The 14,983-nt window shown below is 62.8% G+C and carries 16 protein-coding genes; 2 read left to right on the top strand and 14 right to left on the bottom strand.

Annotation, left to right across the window (positions count from 1 at the left end; translation table 11 throughout):
• Positions 1-17: 17 nt before the first annotated feature.
• From DV706_RS21710 to DV706_RS07625, 14 genes are all read right to left on the bottom strand, one after another.
• Positions 18-158, bottom strand: coding sequence for a hypothetical protein (locus tag DV706_RS21710; RefSeq protein WP_006065197.1), 141 nt, complete (start codon positions 156-158; stop codon positions 18-20).
• Between the two features lie 343 nt (positions 159-501).
• Positions 502-1,083 (bottom strand): magnesium transporter, encoded by a 582-nt coding sequence (locus DV706_RS07685; protein ID WP_006065198.1) that lies wholly within the window; start codon positions 1,081-1,083, stop codon positions 502-504.
• Complete coding sequence (locus DV706_RS07680) at positions 1,083-1,652, bottom strand: magnesium transporter (protein ID WP_006065199.1); 570 nt, start codon at positions 1,650-1,652, stop codon at positions 1,083-1,085. The genes DV706_RS07685 and DV706_RS07680 overlap by 1 nt, the downstream gene beginning before the upstream one ends.
• A 182-nt stretch (positions 1,653-1,834) precedes the next feature.
• A complete protein-coding gene (gene thrC, locus DV706_RS07675; RefSeq protein ID WP_006065200.1) occupies positions 1,835-3,094 on the bottom strand; it encodes a threonine synthase in 1,260 nt (419 codons plus the stop codon).
• A 473-nt stretch (positions 3,095-3,567) separates the two neighbouring features.
• The gene (gene argF, locus DV706_RS07670) at positions 3,568-4,497 is read right to left on the bottom strand and encodes an ornithine carbamoyltransferase (protein WP_006065201.1); all 930 of its coding nucleotides are present in this window, start codon (positions 4,495-4,497) and stop codon (positions 3,568-3,570) included.
• Between the two features lie 23 nt (positions 4,498-4,520).
• Positions 4,521-5,591, bottom strand: a complete 1,071-nt coding sequence (locus DV706_RS07665; RefSeq protein ID WP_006065202.1) for a [LysW]-lysine hydrolase — start codon at positions 5,589-5,591, stop codon at positions 4,521-4,523.
• The gene (locus DV706_RS07660; protein WP_006065203.1) at positions 5,588-6,739 is read right to left on the bottom strand and encodes an aspartate aminotransferase family protein; all 1,152 of its coding nucleotides are present in this window, start codon (positions 6,737-6,739) and stop codon (positions 5,588-5,590) included. Before DV706_RS07660 ends, DV706_RS07665 begins: the two co-directional genes overlap by 4 nt.
• Positions 6,736-7,587 (bottom strand): acetylglutamate/acetylaminoadipate kinase, encoded by an 852-nt coding sequence (locus DV706_RS07655; RefSeq protein ID WP_006065204.1) that lies wholly within the window; start codon positions 7,585-7,587, stop codon positions 6,736-6,738. Before DV706_RS07655 ends, DV706_RS07660 begins: the two co-directional genes overlap by 4 nt.
• On the bottom strand, positions 7,584-8,633 hold the full coding sequence (gene argC, locus DV706_RS07650) for an N-acetyl-gamma-glutamyl-phosphate reductase (protein WP_006065205.1): 1,050 nt from the start codon (positions 8,631-8,633) through the stop codon (positions 7,584-7,586). The genes DV706_RS07655 and argC overlap by 4 nt, the downstream gene beginning before the upstream one ends.
• Positions 8,633-9,511: a lysine biosynthesis protein LysX gene (gene lysX, locus DV706_RS07645; protein WP_006065206.1), complete on the bottom strand. Its 879-nt coding sequence runs from the start codon at positions 9,509-9,511 to the stop codon at positions 8,633-8,635. Before lysX ends, argC begins: the two co-directional genes overlap by 1 nt.
• 58 nt (positions 9,512-9,569) lie before the next feature.
• On the bottom strand, positions 9,570-9,734 hold the full coding sequence (gene lysW, locus DV706_RS07640) for a lysine biosynthesis protein LysW (RefSeq protein ID WP_005554620.1): 165 nt from the start codon (positions 9,732-9,734) through the stop codon (positions 9,570-9,572).
• Positions 9,735-9,953: 219 nt separating this feature from the next.
• Entirely contained in the window at positions 9,954-11,462 is a 1,509-nt protein-coding gene (gene argH, locus DV706_RS07635; protein WP_006065207.1) for an argininosuccinate lyase, read from the bottom strand.
• Between the two features lie 2 nt (positions 11,463-11,464).
• The gene (locus DV706_RS07630; RefSeq protein ID WP_006065208.1) at positions 11,465-12,661 is read right to left on the bottom strand and encodes an argininosuccinate synthase; all 1,197 of its coding nucleotides are present in this window, start codon (positions 12,659-12,661) and stop codon (positions 11,465-11,467) included.
• 294 nt (positions 12,662-12,955) lie between these two features.
• Positions 12,956-14,056 (bottom strand): helix-turn-helix transcriptional regulator, encoded by a 1,101-nt coding sequence (locus DV706_RS07625; RefSeq protein ID WP_006065209.1) that lies wholly within the window; start codon positions 14,054-14,056, stop codon positions 12,956-12,958.
• Positions 14,057-14,140: 84 nt separating this feature from the next.
• Here DV706_RS07625 and DV706_RS07620 point away from each other — a divergent pair, with 84 nt between their 5' ends.
• On the top strand, positions 14,141-14,335 hold the full coding sequence (locus tag DV706_RS07620) for a DUF7554 family protein (RefSeq protein ID WP_006065210.1): 195 nt from the start codon (positions 14,141-14,143) through the stop codon (positions 14,333-14,335).
• Positions 14,336-14,474: 139 nt separating this feature from the next.
• Complete coding sequence (locus DV706_RS07615; protein WP_006065211.1) at positions 14,475-14,975, top strand: 2'-5' RNA ligase family protein; 501 nt, start codon at positions 14,475-14,477, stop codon at positions 14,973-14,975.
• Positions 14,976-14,983 lie beyond the last annotated feature (8 nt).

The following is a 14,983-nucleotide window of genomic DNA, read 5'->3' as shown; positions in this document are numbered from 1 at the left end:
AGACGGCACGCGGTGTCTCACTCGACGAACTCGAGTAAGATGCCGACGAGTTCGAGGTAGACGAACGTTCCGAGGACGACGACGGCAATCGCGAGGAGAAACGGCACGAGTGTCTGTCCCAGTCCTCGAAGCGGTACCGTTCGAAAGAGCCCAATCATCGGGCTTCCCGCCTCGTTGGTACTGTCTGTTGATGGTGGCGCTGTCGGTGTCGTCGGTCGTGAGTCGGTTCAAACGACATATGCGAACTGCCAACAGCGTTGTACTTGAAACTCAGTCAGACGCCCGACAGACGTGGCGCTGACGGGGTTTCGAGGCACCGACTCGGGCTGTCAGAAAATGGCAGTGAAAGTCGATAGTAACAACTGAAACGATTTCCATACAGATCGCATAGCCGTCATGCGATCTGGTGTACATTGACATTCAGTGGTCACTATAGTTGCGTTTCATAGCTCGTCGCCGAGCGATAGGCTTCGCGTGCGTCGGCACGTGATGGCCGACCGATCAGAAGCCAAGCACCAGTGCCGAGACGCCGATAAAGATGACCATCCCGAAGACGTCAACGACGTTGGTGACGATGGGGATCGTCGTGTCGTCGGGGTCGATCCCCAGTCTGTAGGAGCCGTAGGTCGCGGCGAAGCTGAAAACGATCGCGATAACGGCGACGGACATCCCGCTGACAAGCGAGATGAACAACAGCGTGGAGAGTCCGATCGCGCTGTTGAAAAAGAGGACCCCGATCAGGTAGGCCCCGACACCAAGCGCCGTAAAGATCGTTGCCGCGAGTGCGAGGACCGCCGCAACGTTCGCCCACAGCACCCGATCCCGTGGATCGAGCTCCGTCGTCCCCAGGTGGAACCGCGTCGAGAGCCGCGAACTCAAAATCGCCCCGAGGTTGCCTCCCATGTCGACCATCGTGGGGACCATTACCGCCAGAATAGCGACCTCCTCGAGCATCTCTTCGGCGCTCTCGAGGGTAACGCCCGCCCAGAGGACGATGATCGAGAGGACGATCAACAGCGGAAACATATTGCTGACGATCGACTTCCAGTCCCACGTCCCAAGCGAGCCCTGCGGGACGACCATCAGACGATCACCTCGACGAGGCCGACCGCAAAGAGCATGAACAGCATGCCGAAGATGTCACCGAGAGTCGTAACGATCGGGCCGACGAGATTGTCTGGGTCGTAGCCGAACTTGTAGCCGGTGAAAATCAGTCCGAGCAGGCCGAAGATCATGATGACCGACGTCAGCATCCCCGCGATCAGCATGATCCCGACGAGTTCATAGAGCGCTGCGACCTCCCAGCCAAGAATCAAGAGGCCGATCCAGGTGACGACCCCGATGACGATGGAGATCCCGATCCCGTTGATAAACGACGCGAGGATTGCATTGACGAGACGATCGTCCCACTCGAATCGAGGGTCGATCAACCCCTGGTGGAGCCCGCTGGCGATTCGTCCTCCGAGAGCCCCGTAGACGTTCCCTCTTGTCGCGAGGAAGACGGGAATCATCACGAACAGACCAGGAAACCGTTCAATACTCTCGACCATCCCCTCAAGGACGATTCCAGCGAAGAGTCCGCCACCGAGTGCGATGAACAAGATAGGAAGTGCCTCCCGATAGATCGACCAGAAGTCACTGCGAACGCTCATATCAGTGCATTACTCAGTTGCAAGTTAAACGTACCGGGAACGAATGTCTCCGCGGTCGCTACCGGTGAATTCCGACGAGATCGTTTCGAGTTCACTGATAGGTGTCTGTTGAAGAGAATGAAGCGATCGTCGGAAATCAACGAGATGGAAGCGACAGTCGGCTCCTCGAGACGGTGCGTTCGTTACTGCTGGAGGTGCTCGAGAATATCGTCCGTGTCAGCCGGAACGGGTTCGGGGTCGCCACCGGCAGCGGCCGCAGCGTCAGGGTCTTTGAGCAGGTGGCCGGTCGTGAGACAGGCAACGCGTTCGTCGTCGTCGACGACGCCCGATGCACGGAGTTTTCGAAGGCCAGCGACGGAGGCAGCGGAGGCAGGTTCGACGCCGATCCCCTCGCGGGCGAGGGCTCGCTGGGCGTCAGTGATCTCCTCGTCGGAGACGGCAACGGCGGTGCCACCGGTTTCACGGATACCGGGGATGGCTTTCGGTGCGTTGACGGGGTTCCCGATCCGGATCGCCGTCGCACGCGTCTCGACATCGTCCCAGCGTCGGACCTCGTCGGCGTCGTTCTCGATCGCTTCGACCATCGGCGCAGCGCCGTCGGCCTGAACGCCCGTCAGCTTGGGGACATCGTCCTCGTCGAGTTCGCCCGCCTGAACGAGTTCGCGGAACGCCTTGTACAGCGCCGAGGTGTTCCCGGCGTTACCCACTGGCAGGACGATTCGGTCGGGGACGGTGTCGTAGTCGGTGAGGAAGCCCTCGAGGATCTCGAGGCCGATCGTCTTCTGGCCCTCGAGCCGGAACGGGTTCAGCGAGTTCAACAGGTAGACCTCGCCTTTGGCGGCCAGTTCCTGAACGATGTCGAGGCAGGCGTCGAAGTTACCGTCGACCTCGAGAATGCGCGCGTCGTGCAGACTCGCCTGGGCGATTTTCCCGGCTGCGACCTTGCCCGCAGGCAAGAGCACGAGCGTCTCCATATCGCCACGAGTGCCGTAGGCGGCCAGTGCAGCGCTCGTGTTCCCCGTCGACGCACAGGCCAGTCGGCCGACGCCGAGTTCTTTGGCGACCTGAACACCGACAGTCATGCCTCGGTCTTTGAACGAGCCAGTCGGGTTCATCCCCTCGTGTTTGATTCGCAGCGCTTCGATACCGATCTCGTCCTCGAGACGGGGCACCTCATACAGCGGCGTCGCTCCCTCCTGAATGGAGACACCCGCCTCGAACGGCAACGCGGCGGCATACCGCCAGACGCCGTGGCCCTCGAAGTCGTCGAACGTCGGCAGGTCTGCGTAGCGGACCTCGAGTAAGCCGCCACATTCGTCGCAGGTGTACCGGACGTCGTCAAACGGCGCAAACGTTTCGCCACACTCGATACACTCGAGCCAGACGCCATCGTCTGCGACGTCGGGAACGGCCGGCTGCTCTGCGGACAGGCTGAGACTCATTATCAGCCGAGAGGTGTGGCAGTGGCAAAAAGGACGTGGATTCGCCGGTCACCCTTGTGACTGACCCGCAGTCGGTTCCGATGCCGCCCATACTCGATGCTGCTGCTCCGACAGTCGTGTCTGCTCAGACAACGATGAGTGCAAGCAATACTGCAGGACCCAACAGCAGGATGACCGTCGCGAGTAGCAACCGAACTGACATGCTGATGGGATCCGATGTCGAACACTCTGATAACTGTCCCACACTGTTCAACACGGTAATTATTCCATACCAGAAATAACACCCAGCTTAACAGAGTGGCGGTGAGCAGCAGATCGCGTCGAACGCGGACAACACACTCGAGCAACCAGCTCAACACCGCCTTCTGAGCGTGGAGCCGGTTTTACAGCCCACCTTCTTTCGCTCGGGTTCGTTCCACTCACCGCTCACGAACAAATCTGGATCAAAAAGCCACTCGCGTCGCTCGCGGTTCTTACTCGAGCAACCAGCTCAATACGGCTTTCTGGGCGTGGAGCCGGTTTTCGGCCTGATCGAAGACGATCGACTGGTCGCTCTCGATGGCCTCGTCGGTGATCTCCTCGCCGCGGTGGGCAGGGAGACAGTGCATAATCGACGCTTCGGGGGCGTACTCGAGCAGGTCGGCTCCGACCTGGAAGCCCTCGAAGTCGTTCATTCGAACGTCGCGTTCGTCCTCTTGGCCCATGCTGATCCAGACGTCGGTGTAGATGATATCGGCGTCCGAGACCGCCTCGATCGGGTCCGTCGTCGTCGTCGGATCGCCACCGAGCTCGCGGGCACGCTCGAGCACTTCGTCGTCGAGTTCGTAGCCCTCGGGTGTGGCGACCGTCAGATCGATGTCGGTCAGCGCACAGCCGAGTGCGAACGACTGAGCGACGTTGTTGCCGTCGCCGATCCAGGTCGCTGAGACGCCATCGAAGCCGTCTTCCTGTTCACGGATCGTCTGGAGGTCCGCGAGCGTCTGGCAGGGGTGGGCGTCGTCGGTCAGCCCGTTGACGACGGGGACATCGGCGTACTCCGCGAGCACCTCGACGTTCTCGTGTTTGAACACGCGGGCCATCACGGCGTCGACGTACCGCGAGAGCGCACGCGAGGTGTCTTTTAGCGGCTCGCCACGACCCAGTTGGATGTCGTCTTCCCCGAGGAAGATCGCGTGGCCGCCCAGTTGGGTCATCCCCGTCTCGAAGGAGACACGGGTACGGGTGCTCGCCTTCTGGAAGAGCATCCCCAGGGTCTGGTCCTCGAGATCAGCATGGTCGTCGCCAGCTTCGACAGCGCGTTTGTACGCTGTGGCCCGATCGAGGACCGTGAGCAGTTCTGTCTCGGTGAGATCGTCGACGTCGAGGAAATGTCTCGGCTGTGTATCGTCAGTCTCTGTCGTCATTGTTGTGTATGAAAATTGTATGTTCAGTTTTCGCTCAACGTCCGCGAGACACGCTCGAGGACGGCAACTGACTTGTCGAACTCCGACAGCGACAGTCGTTCGTCGGGTGCGTGATCTAAGTCGGAGTTGCCAGGGCCGTAGGTAACCATTGGACAGTCCCACGCGCCCGCGTAGATGTTCATGTCGCTGGTCCCCGTCTTGCGCACCAGTCGTGGCTCTTTGCCCTCCTTACGGATGGCGACGCGGAACGCTCGAGCGACCTCCGTTCGCGGGCTCATCATCACGGGCGGAACCTTGTCTTTCCAGGTTACGGTTCCGACCTCGAGTTCGGCTTCCGCGGCTTCGCGAACGGTCTCGACATCGAGTGCAGGCGGGACGCGCAACTGGACGGCCATCGTCGCCTCGACGGAGAGGCCGTCCTCGCTGACACCGCCTTCGATGTCGACCGGCTTGGTCGTCACCTGCTCGAAGACGGGTTCGTACTCGCCACCTTCGAAGTGTTTTTCGACGCCAGCCCACCAGCGAACGGCGTGTTGGATCGCGTTCGGATCTGGTCGGGAGGTGTGGCCGGATTCACTGGTTGCGACGTACGTGCCAGCGATAAGACCACGGTAGCCGAGCGTAATCCCATCAGTTCCGGAGGGTTCGCCGTTGACGACGGCGTTCGGTGCGTCGTCTCTGTCGGCGACGAGATAGCGCGACCCCTTCGAGTCGACTTCCTCGCCGACGACGCCGACGAAGGAGACGCCGGTGCGGACGGCGGCGGCCGCCATCGCGGCGAGGGGGCCTGTCGCGTCGACGCTGCCACGACCCCAGAGGATCTCGTCGTCGCCGGTTTCTTCGACCTCGACGGGGATATCCCCTGGCACGGTGTCGATGTGTGAAGTGAGCAACACGGAATCGTCTGCTGGTGCGCGGACGTTGCCAACCGCGTCGATCCAGACCTCACGATCGTGGGCCTCGAAGAAATCCACAAGCCGTTTGGCCGCCTTGCGCTCCTCGCGGGTCGGCGACGGGATCGAAACGAGGTCGACCAGCAGCTCCCGGGCTTCCGAAAGCGAGACATCCGCCGGTTCACTCGTGCTCGCGCTCATGATTCAGGGTCGTCGGGTGCGATAACCGCGCCGAGTGCGTCGACGAGCTGGTCTGCTTCCTCCTGATCGATCACCAGCGGCGGCAGCAGGCGCAGGACGGTCCGACCCGCCGGCAGCGCCAGCACCTGGTGGTTGATCGCCAGGTCACGGGCGGCGCGATTTGCTCCTCGCTTCAACTCGATGCCGATGAGCAGGCCCTCGCCGCGGACCTCGCGGACCTCGTCACCGAGTCTGGCCTCGAGTTCGGTCGTAAGATAGTCGCCCATCGAAGCGGCGTGGGCGGGCCACTCCTCTTCGACCAGCGTCGAAATCGTCGCGTGGACCGCCGCGGTGACGACGGGACCGCCGCTGAACGTGGCGTTGTGTGAGGCCGCGCCGTCGGCGATCCAGTCTGCGACCACGACGCCGCCGATAGGCAGGCCGTTGCCGAGTCCTTTCGCCGTTGTGAGGATGTCGGGTGTGACGCCAGCGTTCTGGCAGGCCCACATCGAACCCGTCCGTCCCATGCCGGTCTGGACCTCGTCGAAGACGAGCGCCGCATCGGCCTCGTCGGTTGCCTCACGGGCAGTCTCGAGGTAGCCCGCTGGCGGGACGTTGATGCCGCCTTCGCCCTGGATGGGCTCCAAGATGACGGCTGCAGTTTCGTCGTCGACGGCGTCGGCGAGTTCCTCGCCATCGCCGTAGGGGACGAACTCCACGTCGCCGGCCAGCGGCTCGAACGGTTTCTTGTATTTGTCCTTCCAGGTCGCCGCGAGCGAGCCCATCGTCCGGCCGTGGAAGCTCCGGGTGGCGGCGATGATTTTCGAGTTGCCGGTCGCCGAGCGAGCGAACTTCAGTGCAGCCTCGTTGGCCTCGGTTCCGGAGTTACAGAACCAGGCCGAGTCGAGGCCGTCGGGTGTCGACGCGACGAGCGCGGCGTAGGCATCCTCGCGGGACTGAACCGGGAACGAGGAGTCGACGAACGTCAGCTGACCGACCTGTTCCTGTACCGCCTCGACGACAGCCGGATGGCTGTGGCCGAGCGGCGTGCACGCGTAGCTCGCGCCCGCGTCGAGGTACGCCGTCCCGTCGGTGCTGTAGAGGGACGACCCCTCGCCGTGCTCGAGCGGGATCGGCTTGCTGCCGGAGATGAAGTCGTGGTCGCTCACTGTTCCACCTCCGCAGTGTCGAGGGCGCCGGGCTCGAGAGTCGTCCCCTCACCGGCGAGTGCATTCGAGATCGGTTCCTCGGCGTTGGCATCAGCAACGACGACCGAGGACGCGCCCCCCTCGAGGGCTTCCTCGGCGGCCATGACCTTCTTCGTCATGAAACCTTCCGCAGCGGATTTGACCGTCTCGAACGCTTCGGGGGTCGACGCCGAATCGATCTTCGTCGACTCGTCGTCGGGGTCCTCGTAGACGCCGGAGACGTCCGTGAGGAGCACCAGGTCGGCCTCGAGCGCCCCTGCGATCGCGGCGGCGGCGCGGTCGGCGTCGGCGTTGACTGCGGTGTAGCCGCCGTCTTTCTCTTTCCCGAGTACCGGGACGGAGACGACGGGCGTGTAGCCACCCGCGAGGACGGTCTCGAGCAAGTCGGCGTTCACGGATTCGATTTTGCCCGAGTGGTCGCCGCGCTTGATCTTCTTCTTGCCGTCTTCTTTGACGCGGACGGCGGACTTGCGCTTCCCAGAGAGGAGTTTGCCGTCGGTGCCCGAGAGGCCGACTGCGTTGACGCCCTCGTTCTGGAGGCTCTCGACCAGATCGGTGTTGAGCTTGCCGGGCATCACCATCTTGAAGACGTCCATCGTGCGTTCGTCGGTAAAGCGCCCGACGACGCCACCAGGCGTCTCGACGTAGGTCGGCTCCTCGCCGAGTTCTTCTAAGGTTTCGTCGACGGCGGTCGAGCCGCCGTGGGTGAGCACGACGTCTTCACCATCCTCGACGAGGCTCGCAACGTCCGCGAGTGCGCCTTCGGGATCGACGGCGCGTGCGCCGCCGATCTTGACGACAGTCGTCATGGTGCTCCCACCGGGTGCAGTCCCGTAAACTCGAGTCCGGCCGTCTCCTCGAGGCCCAGCGCGATGTTGGCGGCGTGGACCGCCTGTCCAGCCGAGCCTTTCATCATGTTGTCGATCGCCGAGAAGACGACGATGCGCTTGTTCGAGGGATCGAGTTCGAAGCCGACTTCGGCGAGATTCGTTCCCGCGACCGACTTCGGCTCTGGGTAGCGGTAGACGCCGGAGCCACCGGCGGCCATACGGACGAAGGGCTCGTCCTCGTAGGCACCGCGGTAGGCCTTCCAGAGGTCGCCCTTCGAGACGGGGCCCGACGGGAAGACGTGGCTGGTCGCGCTCGCGCCGCGGATCATGTCGACGGCGTGGCACGTAAACGCCACTGAGGTGCCGAGGAACTGCTCGATCTCGGCTTCGTGACGGTGGCCTGTCGGCGCGTAGGGACGAACGACGCCCGAGCGCTCGGGGTGGCTCGAGGCCTCGCCGCCGCCGGCCCCGCCTTCGGAGGAGCCGACTTTCACGTCGACGACGACCTGCTCGCCGCCCTCGAGAATCCCCTGGTCGAACAGCGGGTAGAGGCCGAGGATCGTCGCGGTGGCGTTACAGCCGCCGCCGGCGATCAGCTCCGCGCCCGCGAGGTTCTCACGGTTGATCTCGGGGAGGGCGTACTCCGCCTTCTCGAGGTATTCGGGCGCGCTGTGGCCGTCGTACCACTCGTCGTACTGTGCTTCCGTATCGAGCCGGAAGTCAGCCGAGAGGTCGACGACGGTGTCGGCGATCTCAAAGAACTCGTCGATCTGCCCCATCGAGACGCCGTGTGGCGTCGCCGCAAAGAGGACGTCGACGCTTTCGAGATCCTCGGGTTCGGTAAAGCGCAGGTCCGTGCCGCGCAGTGGCGGGTGGACGGAGCCGACGCTTTTGCCGGCTTTCGATCGGCTCGTGACTTCGGCGATCTCGAAGTTCGGGTGGCCGGCGAGCAGTCGCAGCAGTTCGCCGCCCGTAAAGCCCGAGCCGCCGATGACGGTCGCAGTAGCGGTTTCGGTGGCCGCCATCAGGCGCTCACCTCGAGTTCGTTCTCGGCAGCGTCGGCTGCCTTCTGCTCGAGCCAGTCGACGACGGTGCCGGCGATGTCGGTGTCGACGGCCCCGTCGAGGGCTTTGAACTCGACGGTGTGGTTGACCTCGTGGACGGTGTACCCGTCTTCGGTCTCCATCAGATCGATACCGAGCAGTCCGCCGCCAACGGCGTCGCTGGCCTTTTCGACGAGTTCGATAGCCTCCTCGTCTGGCTCGAAGACATCCGTCTCCGCGCCCTTAGCGGCGTTGGTGATCCAGTGGTCCGACGAACGGACCATGCCGGCGATCGGCTTGCCGTCGGTCGCGAGCACGCGGATGTCACGGCCGGGTTTCTCGACGAACTCCTGGACGTAGAACACCTTGTGCTCGTAGTGACCGAGCGTGGCCTTGTGTTCTAAGATGGCTTCAGCGGCGTCCGGCGAGTCGATCTTGGCCATCAGGCGGCCCCACGATCCCACGACGGGTTTGAGCACGCAGGGGTAGCCAAAGTCTTCGATGGCTTCCATCGCGGTCTCTTTGGTGAACGCGACCTTGGTCGCCGGCGTCGGCACGCCCGCCTGCTCGAGCGCGAGACTGTTTTTCACTTTGTCCGCACAGATGTCGGCTGTCTCGTGGCTGTTGACCACGGGGATGCCGTAGGCCTCGAAAAACTGCGTGGCATAGAGGCTGCGGCTCGTGGCGAGACAGCGATCGACGACGATGTCGAGGTCGGCGAACGCTTCGGGGGGCTCGCTGATGTCGAACGTCTGCTTGCGGACGTCGATCTTCTCGATCTCATGATCACGCTCGCGAAGCTCGTTGAGCAGGAGCTTCTCGTCCTTGCGAATCCGGGAATAGAGTATTCCTATGTTCACGCGAACCACCCCTGGTGTGTGAGCTCAGGGCACAAGGTAGTCGCGACCGCGTGCAAGGTCACTCACCCCAGTCCTCTTCGAGCTCGGGGGCTCGCTCGAGGACTGGCGGCTCGGTGTCGACGACTTCAAGCTCTGCGCCACAGGTCGTACAGTCAACGATCTCTCCCACTTCCAGATCATCGTGCAGGGACACTTCCGCCCCACACTCGACGCATTCGGTCATTGTACCTGCAACTGAGAGCCAGTAACCCTTAAACCCTTCGAACTTATCAAGAGGAATACACGAAGCGCAGTCTCGCCTAATGGAGTGAATGTACTATTTTCCGGCCGATTACGGTTCCAATATCATGGAGTTGGTAGTTTGTCCCCTGGCGGGGACCGCCGCGAAATCGTAGGCCGCACTCGAGCACCTGCTGGGCTCGCCACTGCGGGAAGCGGTGACTCAGACATAGTCGTTTACCTCCGAACGAAGCGCCTGGTGGGCTGCCTCGAGTGCGTCGTCGGTCGCTTCGAGCGTTTCCTCGTCGGCCCCGAGAGCATCGCGAGCGGCCTCGAGCTGTGGGTTGACGGCCTCGGGAGCGGGCCCACCCTGTGAGTCACGGCTCGCAACGCTTTCGGCGGGATCGAGTGCGGCCTCGACGGCATCGGGTTCGACGACCGACTCGAGGGGTTCACCGAGCACCTCCTCGGCAGCGGCCGCGATCGCGTCGTAGTCTGCTCCACTCTCCGCTGCAATCGCAACGAGTTCGTGTGCTGTCCGGAACGGCAACCCATTCGCCGCAAGCAGGTCAGCGACGCCGGTCGCCGTCGAAAAGCCCGCGCCAGCTTCTGCCGCGAGCGTCTCTGCGTTCCAGTCGGCCGTCGCCACGGCCCCGGCCGCGACTTCGCTGGCTTCGGTCACCGCGTCGACGGTCTCCCAGGCGTGGGTCGTCGCACGCTGGAGGTCACGGTTGTACGCACGGGGGAGCCCTTTGAGCGTCGTCGTCAGCCCCTGTACGCTGCCGGCCGCATCGCCCGCGACCGCGCGAACGAGTTCCAGCGTGTCGGGATTTTTCTTCTGGGGCATGATCGACGACGTCGAGGAGTAGTCGTCGGCAAGGTCGACGAAGCCACGGTTGGCGAAGATGATGATATCTTCGGCCAGCCCGGACAGCGTCGTCGCATGTGTCGACAGCGCCTGGGTCGTCTCGAGCAAGAAATCGCGACTCGAGGAGGCGTCCATCGAGTTCTCGACGACCGAATCGAACCCGAGCAGGTCGGCTGTGCGCTCGCGGTCGATATCGAACGTCGTGCCGGCGAACGCGGCCCCACCTAACGGCGACTGGTTGATCCGCTGGTAGGCATCGAAGAGGCGTTCCGTATCGCGACGAACCGCGCCTTCGTAGGCCAGCGCCCAGTGTGCCACCGTCGTCGGCTGAGCCGGCTGGAGGTGGGTGTAGCCGGGCATGATCGTCTCCGTCTGCTCGGCGGCGACCTCGACGAGCGACTCGCGCAATGCGAGCGTTGTTTCGATTGCCTCGAGGACGTCCTCACGCAGTCGGTAGCGGATACAGGCCGCGACCTCGTCGTTTCTCGAGCGTGCGGTATGCATCTTCCCGCCGTCGGGGCCGATCCCCTCGATGACGGCCGTCTCGATGGCCTCGTGGACGTCCTCGCCGTCGGGCAAGGAGGCGTGGCCGTCGACTTCGATCGCATCGAGTGCCATGAGAATCTGGCCCGCAACGTCGTCGCCGATGATGTCCTGCTCGGCGAGCATGATGACGTGTGCGCGGTCGATCTCGATATCGGCCTCGAAGATCCGTTCGTCAGCCGCAAGCGAGGAGAGGAAGCTCCGAGCGGGGCCGCCGCTGAATCGGTCCCGTCGGACGACACCTTCGTCACCCGAGATGCCGCTCCCGTCGGTTTCCAGTGTGGATTCAGTCGGCCCGTCGTGAGCGCTCTCCTCAGTCATGGTTATTCGTCCTCGTCCGTGTTCGCCGCGATCGCTTCGTTTGCGAGACGGCGCTGGAAGCCGTGGTACTTCGCAACGCCGGTGGCGTCTTCCTGGGTGATCTTCCCGACCGTTTCGGTGTCGAAGGAGGCGTGTTCAGCCGAGTAGGCCGCGAATTCGCTGTCGCGAGCCACGGCACGAGCCTGGCCACCCTCGAAACGAATCGTGACGGTGCCGGTAACACGCTGTTGGGTTTCGTCGATGAAGCCCTCGAGTGCGCCGACGAGCGGTGCGTCGATCAGGCCCTCGTAGCCCTTCTTGGACCACTTCTGGTCGATCAGCTGCTTGAACTCACGTTCTTCTTGCGTGAGGACGAGCCCTTCAAGCGCCTCGTGGGCGTTGAGCAGCGTCGTCGCCGCGGGATGCTCGTAGTTCTCACGGACCTTCAGCCCGAGCATACGGTCTTCCATCGAGTCGGTACGACCGACGCCGTAGGCGCCAGCGACCTCGTTCAAGTGCTCGATGAGGTCGACGGGCTCGTACTCGACGCCGTCGACGGCGACGGGACGACCCTGCTCGAACTCGATGTCGATCTCCTGGGTCTCGCCGGTTGGGGCCTGCGTCCAGGCGTAGATGTCCTCCGGTGGAACGTAGCTTGGGTCCTCGAGGTCGTCGCCCTCGACGGAGCGACTCCAGAGGTTGGTGTCGATCGACCAGTCGCCGCCACTGCCACCCTCGACGGGGAGGTCTTTCTCGGCGGCGTACTCCTGTTCCCACTCACGGGTCAGCCCGAGTTCGCGCACGGGGGCGATGACCTCGAGGTCGGAGTCACGCCAGACAGCTTCGAAACGCAGCTGGTCGTTCCCTTTGCCCGTACAGCCGTGGGCGATGCCGGTACAGCCCTGTTCTTCTGCGACCTCGAGAATTGCCTCGGCGATCACTGGGCGGGCAAGTGCCGTCCCGAGTGGGTAGCCCTGGTAGGTCGCGTTCGCGCGAACGCCCTCAAGACAGAGGTCAGCGAACTCTTCTTTCGCGTCGACGACGTAGTGTTCGAGGCCGAGTGCCTCGGCAGTCTCTTCGGCTTCGTCGAACTCTGAAGCCGGCTGGCCGACGTCTACCGTGACGCCGATAACGTCGTCGTATCCGTACTCTTCCTCAAGCAGCGGGACACAAACAGTCGTGTCAAGCCCACCCGAGAACGCAAGTGCGACGCGTGTCATATGGTACTCGAGTGAAACAGCAGGAGGGACTTAAGTACATTGATTTCATCTGCGTAAATTAAGGGCAGAGCGGCTGCTAACAGGAAATTTGGCGTTTCTGGGATAGTGGAACAATCCGGGGACGTGGGGTGTGATGTAGGTCGGGCTCAAAGGCCCGCCGTCGGCGTCGTCGCCGCGGAGAAGCAATCCCGTCGGTACCGGAAACCGAACTCGTGGTTCCGACGGTGAGACTCATTGGTGGGGGAATGGCAGTCCTCTGTATTAAATCCTGCTGAATAGCGAGCAACGTGACGGCTACGTCTCCGCTTCGTCCTCGTCGGGAAGCGCTAGCACGTTCTCCCGACCGATCCGGAAGACCTCAATCTCGTCGTCTTCTCGCAGGCTGCCGACGACCTGGCTCGTTTTGGCTTCGGTCCAGTCCAGTTCTGAGACGACTGCCTGCTGTTTGATCCGGCCACCATGGGCCTCGAGCAGTTGCAGAACGCGTTCTTCGTTGCTGAGCAGGTCGGGTGACGGCCCGTTCGAGCCATCAGCCGCACTCGAGCCATCGGCAACCGGCGGGGTCATACCGCCGCTGTTAGTCGTCGCCGCGTCGTCTCGGTTCCGTTTGAGCAACCAGCCAGCAGCGCCAACGGTCGCTAGCAGGGCAAGCGCGGCCAGCACAGCAAGCCACGGCATCGATGGCCCATCTGTCGCGTCAGTCGGCTGTCCGTCATCGTTCGTCTCTTCGATCATGACGACAAGGGGCGGGTCGGGCGAAAACTCGGAGCCATCGCTATCCCAGTAGACGTAGTCTTCGCCGACATCCTCCGGTGAGGGAGCGGTCTCCTCGATCATGTAGCCCTCGGGGGCGATTATTTGTAACGAGGTGTTCTGCGACAGGGTGTATCCTGCGAGTGCGTCGCCTGCCTCGATTCGATTCAGTTCGACGTACGCGAACTTCGACCACTCGAAGCGAACCTCGACACGGCCGATATCTCGTGGCGCAGCGCTCGTATCCGTCCCAACGGAGACGTTCGAGATTTCCATCTCGTCTCTCTCCGTCGCGTTCACCCCTTCAGCCAGGACCTCGTTCCAGCGGGCTTCTTGGCTGTCGGCGTACGCCTCCGGATTCGCTTCGACGTCCTCCTGAAGCGCTTCCCACGTGCCATCGGAGTTGTTCTCGAAGCGATAATCGATGGCGAACGTGGCCGACCCGTTTTCGGAGACGAAGATATCGATGTGGATATCGTCTGCTTCGGCGAGTCGGTCGCTCTCATCGGATGACTCCTGCATCAGTGCACCCTGTGCACCGGCGGTGCCAGCGGCCCCAGCCGAAAGGGCCGGCAGCAACGCGAGCGCACACCCGATACCCACGAGCACCCAGACCAGGGCCCAAAGCCCCTTTACATCCATTATAATCACATGCCGTAGCCGTCCAGATATGCTTTGCGACGTTGTAACGGTGTATTTTTCAGACAGTCACGCCTACACGAAGGTATGCTCGACACGCGTGGCGAACTCGAGGTCGAAACACTCCTGAAGATCGTCCTCGGACTGGTCGCCGTCTTACTGGTCTTGCAGATCCTCCAGACACTGGTCAGCGGGCTCGCCAGTCTGCTCGGCCCGTTTTTCCTGCTGGTCCAGCTTGCGATCGCCGTCCTGATCGTCCTCTGGTTGGTCGATCGAATCTAAGTTCGTAAGTCGCTACAGTAGCCACTGCAAGTCACTGCACACCTGATCGCACGACGGCTGTACGATCAATGTGTAAATCGGTTCAGTTGTTACTGTAGATCAGCACACTCATACGCGAACCACCCCTACAGCGAGGCACGTGTACAGCGTCAACGTCCCGGTCCCCGGTCGCGTCCGTACGCTCGCGAACGAACTCTACCCCGATCTCGTCGGCTTCGAGCACGTCCGTGAGGAGCACTCGTGTCTGCTCAAACGCCTCGGCGAGGCCGACCACGTCGCCCAGTTACAACACCGCGCACATCGCGCACTCGAGGGCGCGCCCGCAGTCGAGGCCCAGATCACCGAGATCGACTACTTCGAAGACCCCCCACTCGGATCAGCCCCCGTCGTCTATCTTGCCGTCGAGAGCCCCGGACTCGAGTCGATCCACGACGACCTCACTGAGGCGTTCGAGGTCGTCGAGGAACTCGAGGGCGACGACTACGTCCCCCACGTCACGCTGGCCCGCGGCGGCGACCTCGAGACTGCGAAACGACTGGCCGACCGCGAAATCGAGCCGATCAAATGGACGGTCAACGGCCTCGAGTTCTGGGATGGAACGTACAAACTCCCAGTGAGTCGGGTGTCGTTGCCAGCCTAACTCGAGGG

Source organism: Natronorubrum bangense, from assembly GCF_004799645.1.
In the GTDB taxonomy this organism is placed as follows: domain Archaea; phylum Halobacteriota; class Halobacteria; order Halobacteriales; family Natrialbaceae; genus Natronorubrum; species Natronorubrum bangense.
This window is presented reverse-complemented; position numbering and strand designations above follow the sequence as displayed.

Coding starts and splice junctions, on each gene's coding strand:
- DV706_RS07630 (WP_006065208.1), bottom strand. CDS start 12,661: ATGACACGCGTCGCACTTGCGTTCTCGGGTGGGCTTGACACGACTGTT.
- DV706_RS21710 (WP_006065197.1), bottom strand. CDS start 158: ATGATTGGGCTCTTTCGAACGGTACCGCTTCGAGGACTGGGACAGACA.
- DV706_RS07625 (WP_006065209.1), bottom strand. CDS start 14,056: ATGGATGTAAAGGGGCTTTGGGCCCTGGTCTGGGTGCTCGTGGGTATC.
- DV706_RS07620 (WP_006065210.1), top strand. CDS start 14,141: ATGCTCGACACGCGTGGCGAACTCGAGGTCGAAACACTCCTGAAGATC.
- DV706_RS07680 (WP_006065199.1), bottom strand. CDS start 1,652: ATGAGCGTTCGCAGTGACTTCTGGTCGATCTATCGGGAGGCACTTCCT.
- argH (WP_006065207.1), bottom strand. CDS start 11,462: ATGACTGAGGAGAGCGCTCACGACGGGCCGACTGAATCCACACTGGAA.
- DV706_RS07665 (WP_006065202.1), bottom strand. CDS start 5,591: ATGAGCGCGAGCACGAGTGAACCGGCGGATGTCTCGCTTTCGGAAGCC.
- DV706_RS07685 (WP_006065198.1), bottom strand. CDS start 1,083: ATGGTCGTCCCGCAGGGCTCGCTTGGGACGTGGGACTGGAAGTCGATC.
- argC (WP_006065205.1), bottom strand. CDS start 8,633: ATGGCGGCCACCGAAACCGCTACTGCGACCGTCATCGGCGGCTCGGGC.
- thrC (WP_006065200.1), bottom strand. CDS start 3,094: ATGAGTCTCAGCCTGTCCGCAGAGCAGCCGGCCGTTCCCGACGTCGCA.
- argF (WP_006065201.1), bottom strand. CDS start 4,497: ATGACGACAGAGACTGACGATACACAGCCGAGACATTTCCTCGACGTC.
- DV706_RS07655 (WP_006065204.1), bottom strand. CDS start 7,587: ATGACGACTGTCGTCAAGATCGGCGGCGCACGCGCCGTCGATCCCGAA.
- lysW (WP_005554620.1), bottom strand. CDS start 9,734: ATGACCGAATGCGTCGAGTGTGGGGCGGAAGTGTCCCTGCACGATGAT.